At 57.3% G+C, this 21,048-nt stretch carries 23 protein-coding genes; 12 read left to right on the top strand and 11 right to left on the bottom strand.

From position 1 onward, the window contains the following. Window position 1 precedes the first annotated feature (1 nt). A complete protein-coding gene (locus G7G_RS0122130) occupies window positions 2-691 on the top strand; it encodes a zinc-ribbon domain-containing protein (protein ID WP_010443677.1) in 690 nt (229 codons plus the stop codon). On the opposite strand, the gene G7G_RS0122125 is transcribed toward G7G_RS0122130, so the two are convergent. The 5 genes from G7G_RS0122125 to argH form a co-directional block, all read right to left on the bottom strand. Further along, window positions 688-3,174, bottom strand: coding sequence for a TIGR02302 family protein (locus G7G_RS0122125; protein ID WP_238528858.1), 2,487 nt, complete (start codon window positions 3,172-3,174; stop codon window positions 688-690). The two genes, G7G_RS0122130 and G7G_RS0122125, sit on opposite strands and share 4 nt — an antisense overlap. A 96-nt stretch (window positions 3,175-3,270) precedes the next feature. Next, the gene (gene lysA, locus G7G_RS0122120; protein WP_010443672.1) at window positions 3,271-4,536 is read right to left on the bottom strand and encodes a diaminopimelate decarboxylase; all 1,266 of its coding nucleotides are present in this window, start codon (window positions 4,534-4,536) and stop codon (window positions 3,271-3,273) included. A gap of 71 nt (window positions 4,537-4,607) precedes the next feature. Beyond that, the gene (locus G7G_RS24565; protein WP_010443671.1) at window positions 4,608-4,757 is read right to left on the bottom strand and encodes a hypothetical protein; all 150 of its coding nucleotides are present in this window, start codon (window positions 4,755-4,757) and stop codon (window positions 4,608-4,610) included. Between the two features lie 81 nt (window positions 4,758-4,838). Further along, the gene (locus G7G_RS0122110; RefSeq protein ID WP_010443668.1) at window positions 4,839-5,021 is read right to left on the bottom strand and encodes a hypothetical protein; all 183 of its coding nucleotides are present in this window, start codon (window positions 5,019-5,021) and stop codon (window positions 4,839-4,841) included. Further along, entirely contained in the window at window positions 5,021-6,409 is a 1,389-nt protein-coding gene (gene argH, locus G7G_RS0122105) for an argininosuccinate lyase (RefSeq protein ID WP_010443666.1), read from the bottom strand. Before argH ends, G7G_RS0122110 begins: the two co-directional genes overlap by 1 nt. A gap of 21 nt (window positions 6,410-6,430) precedes the next feature. Here argH and G7G_RS0122100 point away from each other — a divergent pair, with 21 nt between their 5' ends. The 10 genes from G7G_RS0122100 to yddG all read left to right on the top strand — a co-directional run bounded on the left by G7G_RS0122100 (window position 6,431) and on the right by yddG (window position 14,441). Continuing rightward, a complete protein-coding gene (locus tag G7G_RS0122100) occupies window positions 6,431-6,997 on the top strand; it encodes a TlpA disulfide reductase family protein (RefSeq protein WP_010443664.1) in 567 nt (188 codons plus the stop codon). 82 nt (window positions 6,998-7,079) lie between these two features. Then, window positions 7,080-7,409, top strand: coding sequence for a hypothetical protein (locus G7G_RS0122095; protein WP_010443662.1), 330 nt, complete (start codon window positions 7,080-7,082; stop codon window positions 7,407-7,409). Between the two features lie 59 nt (window positions 7,410-7,468). Further along, on the top strand, window positions 7,469-7,855 hold the full coding sequence (locus G7G_RS0122090; RefSeq protein WP_029622271.1) for a hypothetical protein: 387 nt from the start codon (window positions 7,469-7,471) through the stop codon (window positions 7,853-7,855). After that, a complete protein-coding gene (locus G7G_RS0122085; protein WP_010443656.1) occupies window positions 7,852-8,823 on the top strand; it encodes a sterol desaturase family protein in 972 nt (323 codons plus the stop codon). Before G7G_RS0122090 ends, G7G_RS0122085 begins: the two co-directional genes overlap by 4 nt. A gap of 90 nt (window positions 8,824-8,913) precedes the next feature. Next, window positions 8,914-9,102 (top strand): hypothetical protein, encoded by a 189-nt coding sequence (locus G7G_RS0122080; RefSeq protein WP_010443654.1) that lies wholly within the window; start codon window positions 8,914-8,916, stop codon window positions 9,100-9,102. A 112-nt stretch (window positions 9,103-9,214) separates the two neighbouring features. Next, window positions 9,215-10,048, top strand: a complete 834-nt coding sequence (locus G7G_RS0122075) for an EAL domain-containing protein (protein ID WP_010443653.1) — start codon at window positions 9,215-9,217, stop codon at window positions 10,046-10,048. A gap of 193 nt (window positions 10,049-10,241) precedes the next feature. Beyond that, entirely contained in the window at window positions 10,242-11,417 is a 1,176-nt protein-coding gene (locus tag G7G_RS0122070) for an acetyl-CoA C-acetyltransferase (RefSeq protein WP_010443652.1), read from the top strand. A 187-nt stretch (window positions 11,418-11,604) separates the two neighbouring features. Beyond that, entirely contained in the window at window positions 11,605-12,327 is a 723-nt protein-coding gene (gene phbB, locus G7G_RS0122065; protein ID WP_010443651.1) for an acetoacetyl-CoA reductase, read from the top strand. A gap of 303 nt (window positions 12,328-12,630) precedes the next feature. Further along, a complete protein-coding gene (locus G7G_RS0122055; protein WP_010443650.1) occupies window positions 12,631-13,578 on the top strand; it encodes a transcriptional regulator GcvA in 948 nt (315 codons plus the stop codon). Next, a complete protein-coding gene (gene yddG / locus G7G_RS0122050) occupies window positions 13,575-14,441 on the top strand; it encodes an aromatic amino acid exporter YddG (RefSeq protein ID WP_010443649.1) in 867 nt (288 codons plus the stop codon). Before G7G_RS0122055 ends, yddG begins: the two co-directional genes overlap by 4 nt. Here yddG and G7G_RS24100 read toward each other — a convergent pair. The 3 genes from G7G_RS24100 to G7G_RS0122035 form a co-directional block, all read right to left on the bottom strand. After that, a complete protein-coding gene (locus G7G_RS24100; RefSeq protein ID WP_010443648.1) occupies window positions 14,438-14,602 on the bottom strand; it encodes a YdcH family protein in 165 nt (54 codons plus the stop codon). The genes yddG and G7G_RS24100 overlap by 4 nt on opposite strands. Window positions 14,603-14,717: 115 nt before the next feature. Continuing rightward, a complete protein-coding gene (locus tag G7G_RS0122040; RefSeq protein WP_010443647.1) occupies window positions 14,718-15,497 on the bottom strand; it encodes a tRNA1(Val) (adenine(37)-N6)-methyltransferase in 780 nt (259 codons plus the stop codon). Further along, window positions 15,494-15,709, bottom strand: coding sequence for a putative signal transducing protein (locus G7G_RS0122035; RefSeq protein ID WP_010443646.1), 216 nt, complete (start codon window positions 15,707-15,709; stop codon window positions 15,494-15,496). The genes G7G_RS0122040 and G7G_RS0122035 overlap by 4 nt, the downstream gene beginning before the upstream one ends. A gap of 56 nt (window positions 15,710-15,765) precedes the next feature. On the opposite strand from G7G_RS0122035, the gene G7G_RS0122030 reads away from it, so the two are divergent. Continuing rightward, window positions 15,766-16,764, top strand: a complete 999-nt coding sequence (locus G7G_RS0122030; RefSeq protein ID WP_010443645.1) for a polyprenyl synthetase family protein — start codon at window positions 15,766-15,768, stop codon at window positions 16,762-16,764. On the opposite strand, the gene G7G_RS0122025 is transcribed toward G7G_RS0122030, so the two are convergent. From G7G_RS0122025 to G7G_RS0122015, 3 genes are all read right to left on the bottom strand, one after another. Further along, window positions 16,757-17,578 carry a 4-(cytidine 5'-diphospho)-2-C-methyl-D-erythritol kinase gene (locus G7G_RS0122025; RefSeq protein WP_010443644.1) on the bottom strand — a complete coding sequence of 274 codons (822 nt, stop codon included), beginning with the start codon at window positions 17,576-17,578 and terminating at the stop codon, window positions 16,757-16,759. The genes G7G_RS0122030 and G7G_RS0122025 overlap by 8 nt on opposite strands. Beyond that, on the bottom strand, window positions 17,568-19,280 hold the full coding sequence (locus G7G_RS0122020; RefSeq protein ID WP_010443643.1) for a tetratricopeptide repeat protein: 1,713 nt from the start codon (window positions 19,278-19,280) through the stop codon (window positions 17,568-17,570). The genes G7G_RS0122025 and G7G_RS0122020 overlap by 11 nt, the downstream gene beginning before the upstream one ends. 104 nt (window positions 19,281-19,384) lie before the next feature. Next, complete coding sequence (locus G7G_RS0122015; protein WP_010443642.1) at window positions 19,385-21,031, bottom strand: electron transfer flavoprotein-ubiquinone oxidoreductase; 1,647 nt, start codon at window positions 21,029-21,031, stop codon at window positions 19,385-19,387. Window positions 21,032-21,048: the final 17 nt, after the last annotated feature.

Raw genomic sequence — 21,048 nt, 5'->3', positions numbered from 1 at the left:
AATGCGTTTAACGTGTCCGAATTGCAGCGCCCAGTACGAAGTCCCGGACGAGGTGATCCCAGAAGACGGGCGCGAAGTGCAATGCTCCAATTGCGAAAAGACCTGGTTTCAGGAAAAACACCCTGCCACCGGCGAAACAGAGGCCGAGGCAACGCAGGAAATAGACTCGCCGGATCCTGTAGAGGTCAAAACAGTCGCCGAAGCATCTCATGATGAGAGTGCCAGCAACATAGATCCCGCAGTTTCTAACATCCTAAAGGAAGAAGCCGCGCGCGAGGCTGATCTGCGAGAGCGTGAAGGCAGTAGTCTAGAAAGCCAGCCTGATCTGGCCCTTGACCCACCCGAAGAGCCAAAGGTCAAATCCAATAGACCTTCCGCCACTGAATCAGCAGCCGATGCAGGTCAACGCGATGAGCTACCTGATGTTGAGGCAATCAATTCCGGCCTACGCAGCGATCTCAGCTCGGACGAGGCTGAAACAGATGCACCGGCTCGCAAATCCGGTGGATTTTTACGTGGCTTCGCGCTGATACTGATCATCGGCGTTATTCTGTTTCTGATCTATGGCAATGCTAGCCAGATCAGCGAAGCGGTACCGCAAGCTGATCCGGTGCTGAAATCTTATGTATCAATGGTCGATCAGGCGCGTTTGTGGTTAGAATCACAGACCGGTGGCGCAGGACAGAACTAAAACCTTTCGAGCAAGCGCTTGAGGTACTCCAGCTCAATCTGAGGCCGATCCTGTTCGCCAGTGCGGCGACGGATTTCATCCAGCAGCTCGCGCGCTCGGCGATAGACGTCTTCGCCCTGCAACAGGTTATCATCGGTCGAGATCGACCCTGCCGATCCCGGCGCGCGGCCCAACGGGTCGCGGTTGTTGGCTTGCATATCACCCGCTTCCGTACCCTGCCCCGGCTGGTTTTGCTGGTTCTGCGCCATGGCCTCACCCAGTGATCGCATCCCCTCGCGCAGCGCTTCCATCGCTTCGGACTGCCGGTCGATCGCCTCGGCCAGATCATCGCTGCGCAAGGCGTCTTCGGCCTCGTCCATCGCTCGCCCTGCACGGCCCAGCGCGTCACGTGCGGCATCACCTTCAGGCGTGCCGCCACCCGGCAGGCTTTGTTCCTGCCGTCCCAGTTCATCTCGCAGCGCTTGTTGCCGATCCGCCAGAGATCCCTGACCTTGCTGCCCCGCACCTGCCTGATCCTGACCCTGGCCCTGTCCGCCCTGACCTTCGTGGCTTTGTCCACGCCCGAGCCCGCCGCTGCTGCCTTCATTGCCCTGACTTTCGCCGGATTGGGCTCCTGGATTGAACTGTTCCTGTAGATCTCGGAAGGCCTGATCGCTCAACCCTTGCTGTTCCCGCAGAGTTTCCGCCAGCCCCTCCATGGCCTGCTGACCTTCGGATTGGCCACCCTGGCCTTGCCCTTGTGTGACGCGCATGTTTTCCATCATCTGTTGGAACTCTTCCAGCGCCTGCTGCGCTTCGGCCATGCGGCCCTGTTCCATCAGCTCCTGAATGCGATCCATCATCCGCTGCAGGTCATCTTGCGTCATCTGCAGCGTTTCGCCGTTCTGGCCTTGTTGGTTCTGACCATCTTCGCCGTTTTCTTGGGCGAGACGCTGAAGCTGTCGCATATAATCCTGCGTTGCTTCGCGCAGCTCTTGCATCAACTCAGCGATTTCCTCATCGCTGGCACCGTTCTGCATTGCTTCGGTCAAACGCTCTTGCGCGCGGCGCATCCGCTCCAAAGCGTCAGCCAGTGTTCCGTCCTCGATCAGAACAGCGAGATCCCATAGCGCCTGCGCGATCTCTTCCTGCTGTTTGAGGTTTAGCGCACCGTGCCGATCAAAGGTTTCCAACCGACGCAAGATCACCCTCAGGCGCAAGTAGGCGGTGTCCGAGCGGAACAAATCTTCGGGCAGATGCGAGACGGCACGCAACAATTGTGCGACGCGCAGTGAATTGTCGCGCGACCAGAGTAAATCGCGCCGTTGTTCAGCGACCGCGGCAGCCAGTGGATCAAAGAAACGCCGGGCAGGCAGATCGGCCAAATAAGGCTCGGCCACCGATTCCTGATCTGCCGCATCAACGGCCAAGAGGGTAATTTTCACCGGCAAATGCGCCCAGGGGTGCTGCGAGAAATCCTCGATCAGGTCTTCGGTAAAATCCGTCCTGTCGCCGGTGATCGGCATCGGAAGCTCGACCGTGATGATCTCGCGCGGCTCCGGTTCAGTCGCCAGGCCAAATTCACGATTCACAGCAGGCAGATTCAACTCGATCCGAGCCGTGCCTGAAATGATGCCATAGTCGTCGGACGCCGCGAACGGTAGTTTCATCTGTCCGCCAGCTTCGGCCTCAGCAGCGCCCGCCACCTCGATCTGTGGTTTAGTGTCCGCGAGTATGTCCAGCGCCCAATCGCGTCCAGCCGGACCTTCGATCCGCAACTGGCCCGAGCGATCGGCAACAAAGTCCTGCTCTGCCTCGGTTGCGGCCTCGGTTCCAAGCGGCGTCGTCGTCTCGGTCAAGCTGTGTGCACCAATCTCCCCGTAGAACCGCAGCGTGATGCGGCTGCCTTTGGGCACCGTAAGTGTTGGATCAGTTTGATCAGCAAGGTAAAGCGTCGGCAAGCCCGTATAACGTGGCGGTTCAACCCAGCCTTCCCACGTTGGTCCCTGCCCGGCCTGCGCGGTCCCTGGCGTCATATCCGCCACCGAGCCAATCCGCCAGAACGATCCGAACAGTCCAGCAACGACCAAAGCCAGCAGCGCGGCGTACCGCAGAGCATAAGGGTCACGAGAGGCCAACCGTAGGTCGGGTTTCACCGGATCGGCCTTTGAAGCACGGTCTGCCATGCGCGCCTGGTGTGCTTGCCAAAGTGCTACCGAATCCGCATCCATCGCACCGATCGCCTGATCGTCCATCAGCGCCTGAATCGGGCGACCGGACAGGGTTTCGTCCAGCCGAACCAGCGCCTCGGCACGGGTTGGCAGGTGGAACCGCCGGATTCCCAAGATCGCGGTCGCAATCAACGCAATCAATCCAACAGCCGCAGAAATCCAGACGGTTTCGATGCGCACAAGATCCTGCAGCCCAAGCATCAGTGCTGCGAGCAACGCCATGAGAATTGAATAGAAGGGCCAGAAGGCGCGCATCACCTGCTCGGCCAGCATGCCCCCATGCGTCAGCCACAGGGACAGTCTTGGAATCGGCAGGGTCTGGTTCTCGCGCAAGGCGGGCCTCCTGATCCGGCCCGCGCGCCTATCGCGTCAGAGCCACTCTGGTATGGTATCGCGGTTTATGATTTCGTCAAAGCTTGGGCGTTCACGAATTACGGCAAATTGATCCCCGTTCACCAGAACTTCAGGGATCAGGGGGCGCGTATTGTACTCGCTGGACATCACCGCGCCATAGGCCCCCGCGCTGCGGAAAGCGATAAGATCACCCGATTTCAGGGGAGGCATATTGCGCTGCTTGGCAAATGTATCGCCGGATTCGCAAACAGGACCGACAATGTCATAGGGCCTTTGTTCGACCCCGGCGGCGGGTTCGTCGACGGCGACTATATCATGATGCGCTTCATACATAGCGGGGCGGATCAGGTCGTTCATCGCCCCGTCAAGGATCAGGAAATCGCGGTCTTCACCGGATTTGACGTAAATAACCCTGGACACCATCAGACCCGCATTACCCGCAATCAGTCGGCCGGGCTCGATCTCGATCTCACAGCCCAGATGGCCCAGCGTTTTCTTGATCATCGCGCCATATTCAACTGGCAAGGGCGGCGCGTCATTGGAACGCGTATAGGGAATGCCCAATCCACCCCCAAGATCAAGGCGCCGAATATTGTGCCCTTCGGAGCGCAAACGCTCAGTGAGTTCCGCGACCTTGTTATAGGCCAGCTCAAACGGCTCCAATTCGGTCAGTTGCGAGCCGATATGGACGTCGATCCCGATCACTTCGAGGCCCGGCAGGCTTGCAGCCAACGCATAAACCTCGGAGGCGCGCGAGATCGGGATGCCAAACTTATTCTCGGACTTTCCAGTAGCAATCTTGGCATGGGTCTTGGCATCGACATCCGGGTTCACCCGAACGGTGATCGGCGCATTCACGCCCAATTCTAGCGCGACCGCATTGATCACCTGCATTTCAGGCTCGGATTCGACGTTGAATTGCCGAATCCCACCAATCAGTGCCGTGCGAATCTCATCTGCAGTTTTGCCAACGCCCGAGAAGACGATCTTTTCGCCGGGCACGCCTGCAGCCTTGGCACGCCGGTATTCTCCGCCAGAAACCACATCCATCCCCGCACCTGCCTGAGCCAGCGTCTTCAGGATTGCCTGATTGCTGGCCGCTTTCATCGCGTAGCAGACAAGGTGGTCGGTGCCCTCAAGCGCGTCATCGAACAGCTTGAAATGCCGCAGCAAAGTAGCCGTCGAATAAACATAAAACGGGGTCCCGACCGCTGCAGCGATTTCGGAGATTGGCACATCCTCGGCGAAAAGCGCGCCGTCGCGGTAGAGAAAATGATCCATACCGCGCGCTTAGACCAAAAGAGGCATGTGGATCAAATGATTCCAGCCATCTGCAGAAATCCCATCGCTATCTAGAAGGTCTTCGATGCACCGATCCGCGCATATCCAGATACCGAAATTCCTGTCGAGCGGGCTTCGGGCTCAGGTTTGGGTTGTGGTTTGTATGCCGGGTCGCAAGCTGCAAGAACGACAAGTGCCAAGATCAGGCCAAAGAATTTCATGTCGCCACCTTACGTCCAGAGGAGCAGCGTGCAGCTGGTTGTTCTGCTCACATGGGGATGACAAATACAAATGGCAATGCCTCAGAGCCCCAGAAATACGCCCAGACCACCGCGACGCACACCAACCCCGACACCGCCATAAGTGCCGCTGCTGCCAACGCCAACACTTGCGCTCATGGTGGGTTGGATGGGTTCGCCGTCAGCGCCGCAGCCAGCCAGAGCCGCTGCAACCGCAATCAACAGCACCACGCGTCGTATATGCATTACACTAGCGCCTTCCATCGCTTGATCTGGGCTCGCACCTGATCCGGTGCGGTGCCTCCATAGGACTGGCGCGAGTTTACCGAATTTTCGACCGTAAGAACAGAATAGACATCATCAATGATGTCAGCATGAACCGACTGCATGTCCTCAAGCGTCAAGTCAGGCAGTTCGCAGTCTTTGCTCTCGGCCATGGCAACCAGCGAACCGGTTACGTGGTGCGCATCGCGGAACGGCAGGCCTAGCACACGGACAAGCCAGTCGGCCAGATCGGTTGCAGTTGAGAAACCGGACCCTGCAGCAGCTGCAAGGCTGTCGCGGTTGGCGGTCATGTCCTTGACCATCCCTTCCATTGCGGCAAGCGCCAGCATCCAGTTGTCGGCGGCATCAAAGACCTGTTCCTTGTCTTCCTGCATGTCCTTGGAATAGGCCAGCGGCAAGCCCTTCATCACCATCATCAACGCTGTATTGGCGCCGTAAATGCGACCCACTTTCGCGCGGATCAATTCCGCGGCATCGGGGTTCTTTTTCTGCGGCATGATTGACGAGCCGGTCGAGAACCGGTCGGACAAAGTGACAAAACGGAATTGGGCCGAAGACCAGATTACCAGTTCCTCGGCGAAGCGCGACAGGTGGACCGCACAGATCGAAGCGGTCGACAGGAACTCCAGCGCGAAATCGCGGTCGCTGACAGCATCCAGCGAGTTGGCTGCGGGGCGATCAAAGCCCAGTGCTTCAGCGGTCATATGTCGATCGATTGGGAAAGAGGTCCCCGCTAGCGCAGCAGCGCCCAAGGGGGATTCGTTCATCCGCGCACGCGCATCGCGGACGCGGGACAGGTCGCGGCCAAACATCTCGACATAGGCCATCATATGGTGGCCCCAAGTCACTGGCTGCGCGGTTTGCAGATGGGTAAAGCCTGGCATGACCCAATCGGCACCAGCCTCGGCCTGCGCCAAAAGCGCGCGGATCAAGGCCAGAAGACCGGTTTCTGCCGCGTCCAGCTGATCGCGGACCCAGAGTTTGAAATCGGTCGCGACCTGATCATTCCGGCTGCGACCCGTGTGTAATCGGCCTGCTGGCTCTCCGATCACCTCTTTCAACCGCGCCTCGACATTCATATGAATGTCTTCCAGCGCGGTCGAAAACTGAAACGTACCGTTCTTGATTTCTGACAAAACGGTGAGCAGCCCTTCCCGAATAGCCTGCGCATCACTATCAGTTATAACGCCTGTGGCAGCCAGCATGGCGGCATGGGCGCGCGAGCCTGCAATGTCCTGGGCTGCCATCCGCTGATCGAACCCGATCGAGGCATTGATTGCCTCCATGATCGCGTCTGGACCGGCGGCAAAGCGGCCGCCCCACATCTGGTTCGAAGATTGATCGGTCATGTAAGAAAACCCGGAGTTGATATGCGCCTATTTCGTCTGATCCCCCTTTATATGGCCCTTGCGCTGGGTGCAAACGCCGCTTTGGCAACGGATGCCGAGACGCTTGGTCCGCTGCGTGACGGAACCCTGAAGCGGTTGATCTTGCACAAGGAACCGAAAGAGGCCAAAACGATCGAGTTCCAGTTGGAAGATGATGGCGGTGTCGGCACGCTGGAAGATTATGCCGGCAAATACGTGTTGGTGAACTTCTGGGCCACATGGTGTGCCCCCTGCCGCAAGGAAATGCCGCAGATTGCTGAGCTTCAGGAAGAATTTGGCGGCGACAAGTTCCAAGTGCTGACATTGGCCACTGGCCGTAACACGCCTGCAGGGATCAAGAAGTTCTTTGACGAGAACGGCATCGACAACCTGCCACGCCATCAGGACCCTAACTCTGCCGCCGCACGCGAATTCGGTGTCATCGCCCTGCCGATTACCGTCATTCTGAACCCCGAAGGGCAGGAAATTGCGCGCCTGATCGGCGATGCGGAATGGAACTCGGAAAGCGCGAAGTCAATCATTTCGGCTCTGGTAGAGGCCAATAGCTAAAGCCGCCCGCTTCATTTTGTGTTAGACTGAAACCGGCCCCGTTGGGCCGGTTTTCGTTTGTGATCAGCAAAATGGAGGCCATATGAAGCCAGTAGTATTACTGATCGGCCGTTTGCCGAATGTAATCGGTGACGTTGCACAGCAGTTGGATCATTTACCTATCCAATGGCTGGGCGCACATGATCAGAATGAGGTCCGGCGACAACTGGACACCGAACCCCGCATCGCCTGCGCCATCATGGGTGCCGGTCTGGACGACAATATACGCGGTGAAATGGTCGGCATCATTGCCGCGCGCCGTCCCGATATCTGCATCCATCTAAAAGATCGCACATCGGGCCCCGAGGGTTTGGTGCCCTTTGTCGAACGGGTGGTGCAACACGAAGTTCTGGACGGCCTGAAGCACGGCTGACGCCACGCCACCTTTGACAGGCAATTCGACCTCTTGCAGTTTGTCCGCAGGAGGATCGAATGCCGCTGGAAATTCTGTTGGGACTTGTCGTCGGCGGCATTGCCGGGATCACGCTATTGTTGCATCTGACGGGCAGATCTCGTTTGCGCCTACTGACGCCTGAAACCGCACAAATCCAATGGCTTCGACACTTCCCTGATGACACAGTCATTGATGTCACGGTCGCCCATGACGGTCATGCCGCCCTTGTACGAACCGAGACAGGCGCCGGGTTGCTGTGGTCCTTCGGGGCTGACACCGTAGCCCGGCATCTGCTGGATTTCGACAGGATCGACCATCCCGATGGGTTTGAGGTTCAATTTCACGATTTCAGCACTCCGCGCGTACTCATCCATCTCGACGAAACCGAGTGCCGCCACTGGCAACATCTGATGGAACCCGCATGACTGATCACGTAAGCTTTCCCGACGCGGTGCAATGGGCCGTACCGTTTTTCATCGCCGCCATTCTGGCGGAATTTCTATGGATCGCCGTCAAAGGTCAGGGCGGGCGGTATGAGACGCGCGATGCCGTGACTTCGTTGATCATGGGGGCGGGCAACATTGCCTCAGGCTTTTTGCTGGGCTTCATCGCGTATGCGTTTTTCATGTGGCTGTGGCAAATCACGCCGCTGAACCTGGGCACTTCGATCCCGGTCATCATCCTCTGCTTTGTGCTGGATGATCTGCGCTATTATTGGGTGCACCGGTTCGGGCACCGCATCCGCTGGGTCTGGGCCAGCCACGTGAACCACCACAGCTCGCAGCACTATAATTTGACCACTGCGCTGCGTCAGACCTGGACCTATACGTTCACCTTCATGATGGTGGTGCGTGCGCCGCTGATCCTGCTGGGCTTTCATCCCGCAATGGTGCTGTTTGTCGGCGGCCTGAACCTCATCTATCAATTCTGGATTCACACCGAAGCCATTGGCAAAATGCCCCGCTGGTTCGAGGCTGTCATGAACACCCCCAGCCACCACCGCGCCCATCACGGACGCAATGCACGCTATCTGGATTGCAATTATGCCGGTGTGTTCATCATCTGGGATAAGCTGTTCGGCACGTTCGTTCCCGAGCAAGAGGATGACAAGGTCGACTATGGCCTCGTACACAATATCGGCACTTTCAATCCACTGCGCGTGGCGTTTCATGAATGGGTCGGAATTTGGAAGGATGCCACTCAGCCTGGGCTGACATTGCGCCAGCGATTAGCCTATTGTTTTGCGCCTCCGGGCTACAGCCATGATGGTAGCCGAGACAGTTCCGAGCAGATCAAGGCCAAACATCTTGTCCGCCATCCGGAAGATTGCGGAACACCGGGGTTTGAGCAATTCGACCCGCAGGCATCCGCCACCGCGCCAAAGCGGGCCTAAGTCTCAAAAAGACCTTTTCTCTGCTTGATTTTTGGCACAGGTGCTCCATATCCGAGAGGTGATTTAAGTAAGCATTCTCCGGAGACCCGCATGTCAAAATTGCTGAGAATTTCTACCGCTACTGGATTGCTGGGTTTTGTCGTCACCATGGCCGCCGCGCTCAACGGAGCTGTCCCGACTATTTTGGGTCTCGGGTTTGTTATGGCTGCGCTTGGACTGTTCGGAGCACTGGTTGGCGCGGCGGCTTCGCTGCGGCATGCCCGGCAGTCCACACACTGATCACCGGCCCAACACCTGCAGATAAATACACGCTCGTTAACTCCGGTTTTACCTGTCTTGCCTGAAACTGTTGTCCAGACCGTAATCGTCGGGATCAGAGGAATGGTAGAACATGGGAAACAGAAAGCGCGCGGACCTGCCTGAAGGGTCGGACAACCCGTTGAGCGCCGCCGTCACCTCTCGGGACCAATCCGTCGTTCAGATGGCCACTGAAGCGGTAAAGCACAAGCAATGCAGGCTGGCGTTTCAACCCGTTATTCAGGCTCACCCCCCGCAAGGGATCGCCTTTTACGAAGGGTTCATCCGCGTATTGGATGAAACCGGTCGCGTCATACCCGCACGCGAGTTCATGCCACAGGTTGAAAACACGCCCATCGGTCGTGATCTGGATTGCATAGCGCTCGACATGGGATTGCGCACCCTGATCCGAAATCCCGGCATTCGCTTGTCCATCAACATGTCCGCCCGATCCATCGGTTATTCCAACTGGTCGCGTGTACTGGATAGGTTCCTGAAAAAAGACGCAAGCCTGGGCGAGAGGTTGATTCTGGAAATCTCCGAAGCGTCAGCCATGCAGGTGCCCGAGCTGGTGGTTGACTTCATGGATCAGCAACAAGCCCGCGGGATCGCCTTCGCGCTGGATGACTTCGGAGCCAGCAACTTCAGCTTTCGCCATTTTCGCGAGTTTCTGTTCGACGCCGCCAAGATCGACGGGCAGTTCATACGTGGCGTCAGTAAGAACTCTGACAATCAGGCGCTGGTGCGCGCGCTGATCGCCGTGGCACGTGAATTTGAAATTCTCGTGACCGCCGAATCGGTCGAGATCGCTGAAGATGCTGCTTTTCTGGTCGAAAATGGGGTCGATTGCCTGCAGGGCTTCTTGTACGGCGCACCTTCGGTCTCCCCACCTTGGGTCAAAGAAAAATCCTCAAAAACAGGCAGTTGATAGAAAGAAGCCGCACAAAGATACACCGCAGTCAACTCTGAGACAAGCTGCCCGTTGCTGCAGATGCAGCATTGCGGTATTGCAGAAGGTGCTGGAGCGGGGAACCCGAGGCGCTCTTGTATCCGGAGAAAGCCTCTCCACGACCTGCGCCGTCAGATTTCCCACAAGACCATGACGGTAAAGGATTGACTGTATGACCAACGTAGTAATCGCATCCGCCGCACGTACGGGCGTCGGTAGCTTTAGCGGTTCGTTTGCGAACACCCCCGCACATGATTTGGGCGCTGCCGTCCTGGAGGCCGTTGTCGAGCGCGCCGGGGTCGACAAGGGTGAGGTAAGCGAAACCATCATGGGTCAGGTCCTGACCGCCGCACAAGGGCAGAACCCCGCCCGTCAGGCGCATATCAATGCAGGTCTGCCGCAAGAAAGCGCGGCATGGGGCATCAATCAGGTTTGCGGTTCGGGTCTGCGCGCTGTCGCTCTGGGCGCTCAGCACATCCAGTTGGGCGATGCCGAGATCGTGGCTGCAGGTGGACAAGAAAACATGACCCTATCACCCCACGCCGCCGCCCTACGCGCCGGTCACAAGATGGGTGACATGAAATACATCGACACTATGATCCGCGATGGTCTGTGGGATGCCTTCAACGGCTATCACATGGGTCAGACCGCCGAAAACGTGGCCGAGAAATGGCAGATCAGCCGCGACATGCAGGACGAATTCGCTGTTGCTTCTCAGAACAAGGCCGAAGCAGCCCAAAACGCTGGAAAATTCGCCGACGAGATCGTGCCCTTCACCATCAAGACCCGCAAGGGCGAAATCGTGATGGATAAGGACGAATACATCCGCCATGGCGCGACCATGGAGGCGATGGCCAAACTGCGCCCGGCTTTCACCAAGGATGGCTCGGTCACGGCGGCAAATGCTTCGGGCCTGAACGATGGTGCCGCAGCCACCCTTCTGATGTCGGCCGAGAATGCCGAAAAACGCGGAATTGAGCCTCTGGCCCGTATCGCCTCATACGCGACCGCCGGCCTGGACCCGTCAATCATGGGTGTCGGCCCGATCTACGCGTCGCGCAAAGCGCTGGAAAAAGCGGGCTGGTCGGTTGACGATCTGGATCTGGTCGAGGCCAACGAAGCATTTGCTGCACAGGCCTGCGCCGTGAACAAAGACATGGGCTGGGACCCGTCGATTGTGAACGTCAACGGCGGTGCAATTGCTATCGGTCACCCGATTGGTGCATCCGGCTGCCGGGTTCTAAACACCCTGCTGTTCGAAATGAAGCGCCGCGACGCGAAGAAAGGTCTTGCGACCCTTTGTATTGGTGGTGGCATGGGCGTCGCATTGTGCGTGGAGCGCGACTAATTGCGCTGAAAACTAATTACAAAAGGGCGTCCACAGGGCGCCCTTTTTTGTTACAATCGGATCATATCCCTTAGATGCGACAATATCGCCGGACAGAAAGACTAATTCGATCACGAAACGATATTGCGCACCCGCAACTCTCAGAGTAACAGAATTACCAAGACGACCAAATTTGGAGGAGTCCTAAATGGCACGTACAGCACTCGTAACCGGCGGTTCCCGCGGCATCGGCGCAGCAATTTCCAAGGCGTTGAAGGCCGAAGGATATAATGTTGCCGCCACTTATGCAGGCAATGACGAAGCCGCCGCAAAGTTCACCGAAGAAACCGGTATCAACACCTATAAATGGAATGTTGCGGATTACGACGAATCCAAAGCGGGCATCGAAAAAGTCGAGGCCGAGGTCGGCCCGATCGACATTGTGGTCGCCAACGCAGGTATCACCCGCGATGCGCCGTTCCACAAGATGACGCCTGAGCAATGGCATCAGGTGATCGACACGAACCTGACGGGTGTCTTCAACACCGTTCACCCGGTATGGCCGGGCATGCGCGAGCGAAAGTTCGGCCGGATCATCGTGATCAGCTCAATCAACGGCCAGAAAGGTCAGTTCGCCCAGGTGAATTATGCCGCAACAAAAGCAGGCGATCTGGGTATTGTAAAATCGCTGGCACAGGAAGGCGCGCGGGCCGGTATTACAGCCAATGCAATCTGCCCCGGCTATATCGCGACCGAAATGGTCATGGCAGTGCCGGAAAAAGTGCGCGAATCGATCATTGGCCAGATCCCAGCGGGTCGCCTGGGTGAGCCGGAAGAGATTGCGCGTTGCGTCGCCTTTCTTGCCTCGGACGATTCGCAGTTCATCAACGGCTCGACCATTTCGGCCAACGGTGCACAGTTCTTCGTCTGAACCATCGGCATTGGAACGAAAACGGGCCGGTCCATCAAGGACCGGCCCTTCTTTTATCCCGTAAGTCCGCGCGCGCTGCGGTCAGCGGGAACCAAAAATCATTCGCCAGATGCTCCTGACCGCTTTACCGCGCTCGCAATGCGCCTTTTGAAAGGCACGCTGAACCGAAGGATGGGTTGTCATCTCAATCATGTTTGCCTCTTTTTCAGATCAGATTCATTTGACATACCCCGATGATGGGGCATATTTCTCTGGCCTACAAACGAGCTTTTTCGTATAGTTAGTTAAGGAAATTTTAACTGAATGAGCGACCGCCTGCCACCATTGACCGCATTGCGTGCATTTGATGCCGCCGCGCGGCATATGTCTTTTGCCAAGGCCGCGGAAGAGCTACACGTCACCCCCGCTGCACTGTCCTTTCAGATCAAATCGCTTGAGGAGCACCTCGGGCAACCGCTGTTTCGCCGCCTGAACCGCGCCGTTGAACTAACCGAGGCAGGGCGCATTTTAGCACCCGGCGCAGCAGAGGGATTTACGACACTACAGACAGCATGGGCTGCAACACGAAGGTTTCAGCGCATCGGGACGCTGACTCTCACTGCCGGACCAGCCTTGACCGCGAAGTGGTTGGCCCCCCGCTTGTTCGAGTTTGCACGACTACATCCGGACATCGAACTGCGGCTATCCGCATCACTAAAGGTTATCGACTTGCGGCGCGATGATGTGGACGCGGCGATCCGATTTGGAATATCTGACGACGCAGACTTGGCTTCTTACGCCGCCAGACCAGATTGGGTGACGCCGATCATGACACCTGAACTGCATGAGAGGTTCCAGACACCGGAATCGCTGCGTGACGCACCGCTGATATTTGATGATTCCCTCTTCAAGGTCGCCCCTGGTTGCGATTGGCCGTCCTGGTTCCGCGCCGTTGGTATGTCGTATTCACCTGCAACTGGCACCCATTTTTCTCAACCTGATCACGCGATAGATGCAGCCTGCGCCGGGTTGGGGGTTGCACTGGGGCGGCGGCCTTTAATCATCAAGGATGTGAGCGAAGGCCGACTTGTCGCCCCGTTCAAAGTGGCGGTGCAGACCGAAGCGCGGTTCCGATTCATTTGCCTGCCCGAAGCCAAAGACCGCCCACAAATCGCTGCTTTCCGAGAATGGTTCTTTGCAGAGATCGAAAAAACCGCGCATATGTGGGACGACTTTGAGATCATCCCAGAAAAGGAACTTGGACGCCCATGACTCGTTCCCGTGCGACCGCAATCGGCTTTGTCGCCGTCTTGCTGTGGTCCCTGCTGGCCTTGTTTACCGTGGGCTCGGCCCCCACTCCACCTCTGTTGCTGAACGCAATTTGTTTTACGATCGGTGGAACTTTGGGCTTGATCTGGACTATAGCAAATGGCGGTCTGAAGCAGTTGGGCCAGATCGCATGGACCACGTATCTGTTCGGTGCAATTGGGCTTTTCGGATATCACGTTCTGTATTTCTCAGCCCTGCGCATGGCACCCGCCGCTGAGGCGGGGCTGATTGCTTATCTCTGGCCTTTGCTCATTGTTTTGCTGTCCGGCCTGCTCCCCGGCGAACACCTGAAACCTGGCCACCTGATCGGCGCTAGCCTAGGCTTTGCCGGGGCTGCAGTGATCATTACTGGTGGCAGCAGTGCAGGGTTTCAGGCGCAACATCTGCCCGGTTATGGGCTGGCCCTTTTGTGTGCGCTGACCTGGTCAGGCTATTCGGTTCTGTCGCGAAGGTTGGGCGATGTACCGACAAGTTCGGTTGCGGTGTTCTGCATCATCACAGCAATAGCCTCTTGGGCGCTGCATTTTGCAATTGAAGAAACAGTCTGGCCGAAGGGCGCAATAGGCTGGGCCTCAACCCTCGCCTTGGGTTTGGGCCCGGTCGGGCTGGCGTTCTATGTTTGGGATATCGGAGTTAAACGCGGGGACATTCAAATCCTCGGCACCGCCTCATACGCGGCACCATTGCTATCGACGCTTGTATTGGTTCTGGCCGGGATCGCCGCCCTGTCGTGGGGATTGGCGATCGCGGCCTTGCTTGTCACCGGTGGCGCTGCAATCGCTGCCCGCGCCAGCCTGAAGGCTTAGGCCGACAGGCGCTCGATCTCTTCTTTCAGCTTCAGTTTCTGCTTCTTGAGCTGTGCAATATGGAGATCGTCAATACCAGGTGAGCGTTGAGCTTCTTCTACTTCAAGACCGAGAATTTCGTGTTTTTTCTTCAACTCCGTCAGATGCGCGCTCACGCTCATGGCGGTCCTCCTTCTCTGGTTTGGTAAGTATGACGTAAGAAGTTGATCACATCATTTCCAGACTGTCACGCTGCAGACGCACAGAATCTGTAATAAATCCGACAAATTCGGCTGGTCATTGCCGATCTGAAGCGAATCCGGCCAGTGCGGCGCCATCGCGCAGCACCGCCGAAACCTCGGGGGTATAACTTTCACCATCTTTAAGGTGCCGATCCCCCTGATGCATAATCAGCGGAGATTGTAACCGAAAGCTGGCGCGACCTCCCTTACGAGCTCGTAGAATCACCAACTCGGCCAGGCGGCCCACGCGTGCAGAAAGAGGCAACACTTCGGCCGACCCCAAACGGCCACTGCATGCAGCCAGTATGTCTGGCAAGCGATCCGCTTTCTGGATCATGTGCAAGTATCCTCGTGGTGCTAACCGCCGGGCCGCGACATCTATCCACTCTGTTAGTGGGGTGTTTTCACCTAAAGCAATTTGCCGTCCCGGATCGGTCGATGGGCTATGTGCACCCGGCTTGTAATAAGGCGGATTAGCGATGACATGATCAAACTGTGCTTGTTTCAGGTCTCTGGGTAGCGCGCTCAGATCAGCCTCGACCACCGACAGGTCCATTGCGTTCTGAGTGGCATTTCGACGCGCCAGTTCCGCATAAGCGGGTTGCAGTTCGACCCCTGTCGCCTGCAATTGCGGAACACGTGCCAACAAACACAAAATAGCGGCTCCCGCGCCGCATCCGAGCTCTAACACCGACTGACCCTTGAGGGCAGGAACCGAAGCGGCCAGCAAGACAGGATCAACACCCGCGCGATACCCAGTCTTTGGTTGCCATAATCGCACACGACCACCCAGAAATTCATTCAGCGTCAGCTCATTGTCGGAAAACAAGCTCATCGCCCCAGCGGTATCTCGTTATCAAGCATAACGCGCTCGGCGCGGGTCAGATCATCAGCGCGCACCATCAAGCGACGAGGGAAGATTCCTATGCCCCCTTCGAGGATGCTCATATTTACGTCCATCTGAAAGCAGTCTATATCCTCGCCCTCAAGGAGAGCCGTTGCAAAAGCCAGGACTGTCGGATCGGTGCTGCGCAATAGTTCTTTCATGGGGATGGATGTAAGGGCAAGGTGACTGGGATGTCGAGCCTTGTATCAGGAGTGTGATGAGCGTCAGCACGATCTCGAAACCGCATGAGCGTCTGTCTGAGATGTTGGCGGGTGAAATGGCAGCGGTGAACACGCTGATTCGGACCCGAATGGCGTCGGAACATGCCCCACGTATCCCCGAAGTGACTGCACATCTGGTTGAGGCAGGTGGCAAACGCCTGCGCCCAATGCTGACGCTGGCTGCTGCACAGTTATTTGGCTATTCCGGCGACCATCACGTTAAGCTGGCCGCGACTGTCGAATTCATCCACACCGCGACCCTTTTGCATGACGACGTCGTGGACGAAAGCGGGCAGCGGCGTGGGCGGCCCACCGCAAACTTGCTATGGGACAATAAATCCAGCGTTCTGGTTGGCGACTATCTGTTTTCCCGCAGTTTCCAGCTGATGGTTGAAACGGGCTCGCTACGGGTTCTGGATATTCTGGCTAACGCGTCGGCCACAATCGCGGAAGGTGAAGTGCTGCAGATGACAGCAGCCACCGATCTGGGCACGGATGAGGGTGTCTATCTGCAAGTCGTGCGTGGGAAGACTGCCGCGCTTTTCTCGGCTGCAACCGAGGTTGGTGGTGTCATTGCCGGCGCAAACGATGCTCAAGTCAAAGCGCTTTACGATTATGGTGATGCGCTTGGGGTTGCCTTCCAGATCGCTGATGATCTTTTGGATTATCAAGGTGATAGCGCGGTCACCGGCAAGAATGTCGGTGATGACTTCCGCGAGCGAAAGCTAACACTGCCCGTCATTAAAGCTGTGGCGCAAGCCACCGCTGATGAACATGCTTTCTGGGTACGCACGATAGGGCGCGGACGTCAGGAAGAAGGCGATCTGGACTACGCCCTATCGCTGATGGCCAAATACCGCACGCTGGAAGCTACCCGCGCAGATGCGTTCGGCTGGGCAGCCAAGGCGAAGGCGTCATTGGAAGCCGTTCCTGACCACGAAATCCGCACATTGCTAGGCGATCTGGCGGACTACGTTGTTTCGCGCCTCAACTAAGCATCGTCGCGCGGCACCACCAGTTGGGTTGGGCGACTCCGATCTCGTAGGCGGCGAAATGGGCCGCTTTCAGGGTCGGATAAAGCGCCATGCAGGTAGAGCCTGAACCTGACATGCGGGTCAGTAACACGTCGCGTGTATCGCTCAGTGCATCAAGGACAGCTGCAATTCCCGGGGCTACCGTCATCGCTGGCGCTTCAAGGTCATTGCGCTGATTCCGTAGCCACGCCGCACAATCTACTGGCGTTTTGAACGTAGGAATTCTCGCTGGCATCGGCGCGTTCTCTCGACATTGAAGCGCAGAAAACACAGGCCCGGTTGGAACTGCGATCCCCGGATTAACAAGAAGAGCTGGCAATGGCGGCAAGTTAATCGGTTCGATCTGCTCACCGATACCTCGCATTCGCGCCGCAGCAGCGTATAGGCATGCCGGGACATCTGCCCCCAGCGACAACGCAATATCATTGGCGTTTATGGACCCCTGAGCCGTCGCCGTGCGCAGGACCGCGGCTGCGTCTGAAGACCCGCCTCCGATACCGCCGCCATGGGGCAGTTGCTTGTCTAGAAGAATGCTGCCGGTCCAGCCAGCCGCCTCCGCAGCCTGCCAGACCAGATTGCTATGGTCGATTGGCACACCGCTCGAGAACTCGCCCGCTACCGACAATGCCAGGTTGGGTCCCGAAGAAAAGGTAAGTCGATCCCCGACATCTGCGAAGGCAACCAATGAATCCAGCATATGATAGCCATCGTCTCGCTGGCCGGTTACATGTAGGGTCAGGTTGATTTTGGCGGGGGCGAATGCCTCAGCCTTCATTGGCAACTTTCAATGGCTCAGCGCCCTCTTCGTGCAAGACAGTATCCAGCCCTACCTCAATCTTACGACGAATACGCTCAGGATCGGCCTCTCCATCGGTGTCTTCGGGGTCGATGAAGGACAGGGCACGTTTCCACTGAAACTCCGCCTCGCGAGCACGACCTACAGCCCAATAGACATCGCCCAGATGATCATTCACCACCGGATCGACAGGCATCAGCTCAACGGCTCGCTCCATGTGATCAACCGCCTCATCATACCGGCCCAGGCGGAACAACACCCACCCTAAACTGTCGACAATATAGCCGCTGTCCGGTCGCGCAGCGACGGCGCGTTCAATCATCTCAAGCGCTTCATCCAGCTTCTCTTTTCGTTCAACTAAAGAATACCCCAGATAGTTCAGCACCTGCGGTTGATCCGGGTTTAACTCAAGCGCGCGTCGGAAATCGGCCTCGGCCATCTCCCAGTTCTTGAGACGTTCATGGGATATCCCGCGTGCATAGTGCAGGAACCAGTTGCTGCCCGCGCCTTCTTCGGTCAGAGCAATGGCCTTGTCATATGACGTGACTGCTGCTGTATAATTTTCCTGCTGTCGCCGGAGATCTGCCAAAGCCACATGTACGCCCGGCAAATCGGGGCTCTGCGCTGCGAGGTTTTGCAACACTTCGGCGGCTGCATCTTTGCGATCGGAACGGCTGAGCACTTCGGCGCGCCCCAACTCGGCAGCGTGATAGTCGCTGCTTGTCGGTGGTACCTGCCGATAGACATCAACAGCGAGATCATATTGCTCCAGCCCGTCCAGCAGCTCTGCGCTCAGCAGGATCGCGTCGATGTGGTCTGAGCGCAGGAACGTCGCGGCCCTAATATAGAGGAGTACATAGTCGGGCGCGGCCTCGGCGCTCAGTGCCGCACCCACTGAATAGAACACTTCGGCCATGCCGTCCTGTGCAGATCGCACATGTGTAAACGGCAACGTTTCGCCGTTAGTCAGGCGACTTACATACCCTTCAATGGTCGGGTCACTTCCTGCAGCGAACACATCATCAAGGAATTGAAGCGCATCTTCGTTGCGGTCGAGTTGCGACAAAACTTCGGTTCGCGACAACGCCGCGCGGCGCGAGAAGCGGGCAACAGCACCGTTGTCGGCCTCAAAAATCGCTTCGGACCCTTCGAAATCCCCGACCGATGCCAAGGCCATAGCCTTATGGTAGAGCGCAAATTCTTTAAGCCCTTCCTGCGTAGAAACCGCATCAAATTCTTCCATCGCCTTGGACATGGCACCCTGCGCCATGTGTGTCCATGCGATCAACAGACCATCGACCAAAGGACCAACCCCCTGTGTCTCAGGGTCTCGGGCCAGAAATTCATCCAGCTCTCCGCTTGCAAGCAAATTCGCCGCGATCACCATCCGGGCAGCCTGACTGGGTAAATCCTGTTCTTCGATGGCATTCGCAACCGGCAAGGCACGCTCGATTTCACCCAGAGCCAACCGCGCTACAACAACGTTTTCTAACAGTTTTGCGTTTTTAGGATCTGCTTGAAGCGCCTGCGAATAATACCGCTCGGCGGCTGGATAGTCGCTTTGATAAATCGCCTGCCGCCCCGCCAGATACGACCCCGACCCGGTATCGGCTACCGCCGGGAGCGTTATTGCTGAGCTGAGAATGACGGCCAATGCCGTACGTTTTACCAGGGAAACCACCGATTGCCTGCCTTACTGTCGTTGACTGAAGGACAAGCTAGGGCTTTGGTGGGCGAAGGGCAATGGCAGAGCCTTCACGACCCTGCCAACGCCCATGTTCTTGCCTACATATTGGGGTAGTTCGGTCCGTCGCCGCCTTGCGGCGTTGTCCAAGTGATGTTCTGGCTGGGATCCTTGATGTCGCAGGTCTTACAGTGAACACAGTTCTGGAAGTTGATGACGAATCGCGGACCGTTTTCATCCTCGACCATTTCATAGACGCCTGCGGGGCAATAACGCTGCGCCGGTTCATCGAATTTAGGCAGGTTGACCTTCACCGGTATTTCCGGGTCGGCCAGTTTCAGATGGCAAGGCTGGCTTTCCTCGTGATTGGTGGCCGCAAACGATACGTTCGTCAGGCGATCAAAGGAAAGTGTACCGTCTGGTTTCGGATAGTCGATCGGTTGATGCTTGCTGGCATCTTCCGTCGATTCCGCGTCGTTCTTACCGTGGCCCAGCGTGCCCAGCAGCGAAAAGCCCAGCGTGTTGGTCCACATGTCCATGCCACCCAGCACCAGGCTGGCGGTTAGGCCGTATTTCGACCACAACGGCTTGACGTTCCGCACCTTCTTCAGGTCGGCGCCAATTGCGCCTTCACGAACGTCAGCCTCATAGGCGGTCAACTCATCGCCCGAACGCTCGGCCTTGATGGCGTCATAAGCGGCCTCAGCCGCTGCTTTACCCGACAGCATGGCGTTGTGGTTGCCCTTGATGCGAGGCACGTTGACCATGCCCGCCGAACAGCCCAGCAGCGCCACACCCGGAGCCACCAGTTTCGGCATCGACTGATAGCCGCCTTCGGTGATCGCGCGCGCGCCGTAAGCAACGCGCTTGCCGCCTTTCAGCAGCTCGGCCACCATCGGGTGATGCTTGAAGCGCTGGAATTCCATGTAGGGGTACAGGTGTGGGTTCTTGTAGTTCAGGTGAACCACAAAACCGACATAGACCTGATTGTTTTCAAGGTGATAGATGAACGACCCGCCACCCGCGTTGCTGCCCAGTGGCCAGCCCATGGTGTGCGTGACGCTGCCTTCTTTGTGCTTGGCCGGGTCGATCTCCCAGATCTCTTTCATGCCGACGCCGTATTTCTGCGGCTCTTTACCGGCAGACAGGTCGTATTTGGCGATGACTTCCTTGGACAGTGAACCGCGCACGCCTTCCGACAGGAAGACGTATTTACCGTGCAACTCCATACCCGGCTCAGTGTTAGGACCGTAAGAACCGTCGGCCTCTAGGCCAAAAACACCGGCCACGACGCCTTTGACTTCACCGTTTTCACCGTAGACCAGCTCGGAACAGGCCATGCCGGGGAATATTTCGACGCCCAGTTCCTCGGCCTGTTCGGCCATCCAGCGGCAGACATTGCCCATCGAGACGATGTAGTTGCCGTGGTTGTTCATCAGCGGCGGCATCGGGAAGTTGGGGATACGGATCTGACCCGCCTCACCCAGCATGTAGAAGTTGTCTTCGTGCACAGGCACGTTCAACGGCGCGCCTTTTTCTTTCCAGTCCGGGATCATCGCGTCCAGACCACAAGGATCCAGCACAGCACCCGAAAGGATATGTGCACCCACTTCCGAACCTTTCTCCAGAACCACGACATTCAGGTCGGCATCCAGCTGTTTCAGACGGATGGCCGCCGACAGGCCCGCGGGGCCTGCACCCACGATCACCACGTCGTATTCCATCGCTTCGCGTTCAATCTCGGCCATCGCGGGCTCCTTAGCTA

Origin of the sequence: Ruegeria conchae (genome assembly GCF_000192475.1) — a bacterium.
Taxonomy (GTDB): Bacteria; Pseudomonadota; Alphaproteobacteria; order Rhodobacterales; family Rhodobacteraceae; genus Ruegeria; species Ruegeria conchae.
The sequence above is the reverse complement of the archived record's forward strand: the minus strand, read 5'-3'. Positions and strand labels throughout refer to the sequence as shown.

Bases quoted from the DNA above. Each gene is read 5' to 3' on its own strand.
- G7G_RS0122130 (WP_010443677.1), top strand. From the start codon at position 2: ATGCGTTTAACGTGTCCGAATTGCAGCGCCCAGTACGAAGTCCCGGAC.
- G7G_RS0122125 (WP_238528858.1), bottom strand. From the start codon at position 3,174: ATGCTGGCCGAGCAGGTGATGCGCGCCTTCTGGCCCTTCTATTCAATT.
- lysA (WP_010443672.1), bottom strand. From the start codon at position 4,536: ATGGATCATTTTCTCTACCGCGACGGCGCGCTTTTCGCCGAGGATGTG.
- G7G_RS24565 (WP_010443671.1), bottom strand. From the start codon at position 4,757: ATGAAATTCTTTGGCCTGATCTTGGCACTTGTCGTTCTTGCAGCTTGC.
- G7G_RS0122110 (WP_010443668.1), bottom strand. From the start codon at position 5,021: ATGCATATACGACGCGTGGTGCTGTTGATTGCGGTTGCAGCGGCTCTG.
- argH (WP_010443666.1), bottom strand. From the start codon at position 6,409: ATGACCGATCAATCTTCGAACCAGATGTGGGGCGGCCGCTTTGCCGCC.
- G7G_RS0122100 (WP_010443664.1), top strand. From the start codon at position 6,431: ATGCGCCTATTTCGTCTGATCCCCCTTTATATGGCCCTTGCGCTGGGT.
- G7G_RS0122095 (WP_010443662.1), top strand. From the start codon at position 7,080: ATGAAGCCAGTAGTATTACTGATCGGCCGTTTGCCGAATGTAATCGGT.
- G7G_RS0122090 (WP_029622271.1), top strand. From the start codon at position 7,469: ATGCCGCTGGAAATTCTGTTGGGACTTGTCGTCGGCGGCATTGCCGGG.
- G7G_RS0122085 (WP_010443656.1), top strand. From the start codon at position 7,852: ATGACTGATCACGTAAGCTTTCCCGACGCGGTGCAATGGGCCGTACCG.
- G7G_RS0122080 (WP_010443654.1), top strand. From the start codon at position 8,914: ATGTCAAAATTGCTGAGAATTTCTACCGCTACTGGATTGCTGGGTTTT.
- G7G_RS0122075 (WP_010443653.1), top strand. From the start codon at position 9,215: ATGGGAAACAGAAAGCGCGCGGACCTGCCTGAAGGGTCGGACAACCCG.
- G7G_RS0122070 (WP_010443652.1), top strand. From the start codon at position 10,242: ATGACCAACGTAGTAATCGCATCCGCCGCACGTACGGGCGTCGGTAGC.
- phbB (WP_010443651.1), top strand. From the start codon at position 11,605: ATGGCACGTACAGCACTCGTAACCGGCGGTTCCCGCGGCATCGGCGCA.
- G7G_RS0122055 (WP_010443650.1), top strand. From the start codon at position 12,631: ATGAGCGACCGCCTGCCACCATTGACCGCATTGCGTGCATTTGATGCC.
- yddG (WP_010443649.1), top strand. From the start codon at position 13,575: ATGACTCGTTCCCGTGCGACCGCAATCGGCTTTGTCGCCGTCTTGCTG.
- G7G_RS24100 (WP_010443648.1), bottom strand. From the start codon at position 14,602: ATGAGCGTGAGCGCGCATCTGACGGAGTTGAAGAAAAAACACGAAATT.
- G7G_RS0122040 (WP_010443647.1), bottom strand. From the start codon at position 15,497: ATGAGCTTGTTTTCCGACAATGAGCTGACGCTGAATGAATTTCTGGGT.
- G7G_RS0122035 (WP_010443646.1), bottom strand. From the start codon at position 15,709: ATGAAAGAACTATTGCGCAGCACCGATCCGACAGTCCTGGCTTTTGCA.
- G7G_RS0122030 (WP_010443645.1), top strand. From the start codon at position 15,766: ATGAGCGTCAGCACGATCTCGAAACCGCATGAGCGTCTGTCTGAGATG.
- G7G_RS0122025 (WP_010443644.1), bottom strand. From the start codon at position 17,578: ATGAAGGCTGAGGCATTCGCCCCCGCCAAAATCAACCTGACCCTACAT.
- G7G_RS0122015 (WP_010443642.1), bottom strand. From the start codon at position 21,031: ATGGCCGAGATTGAACGCGAAGCGATGGAATACGACGTGGTGATCGTG.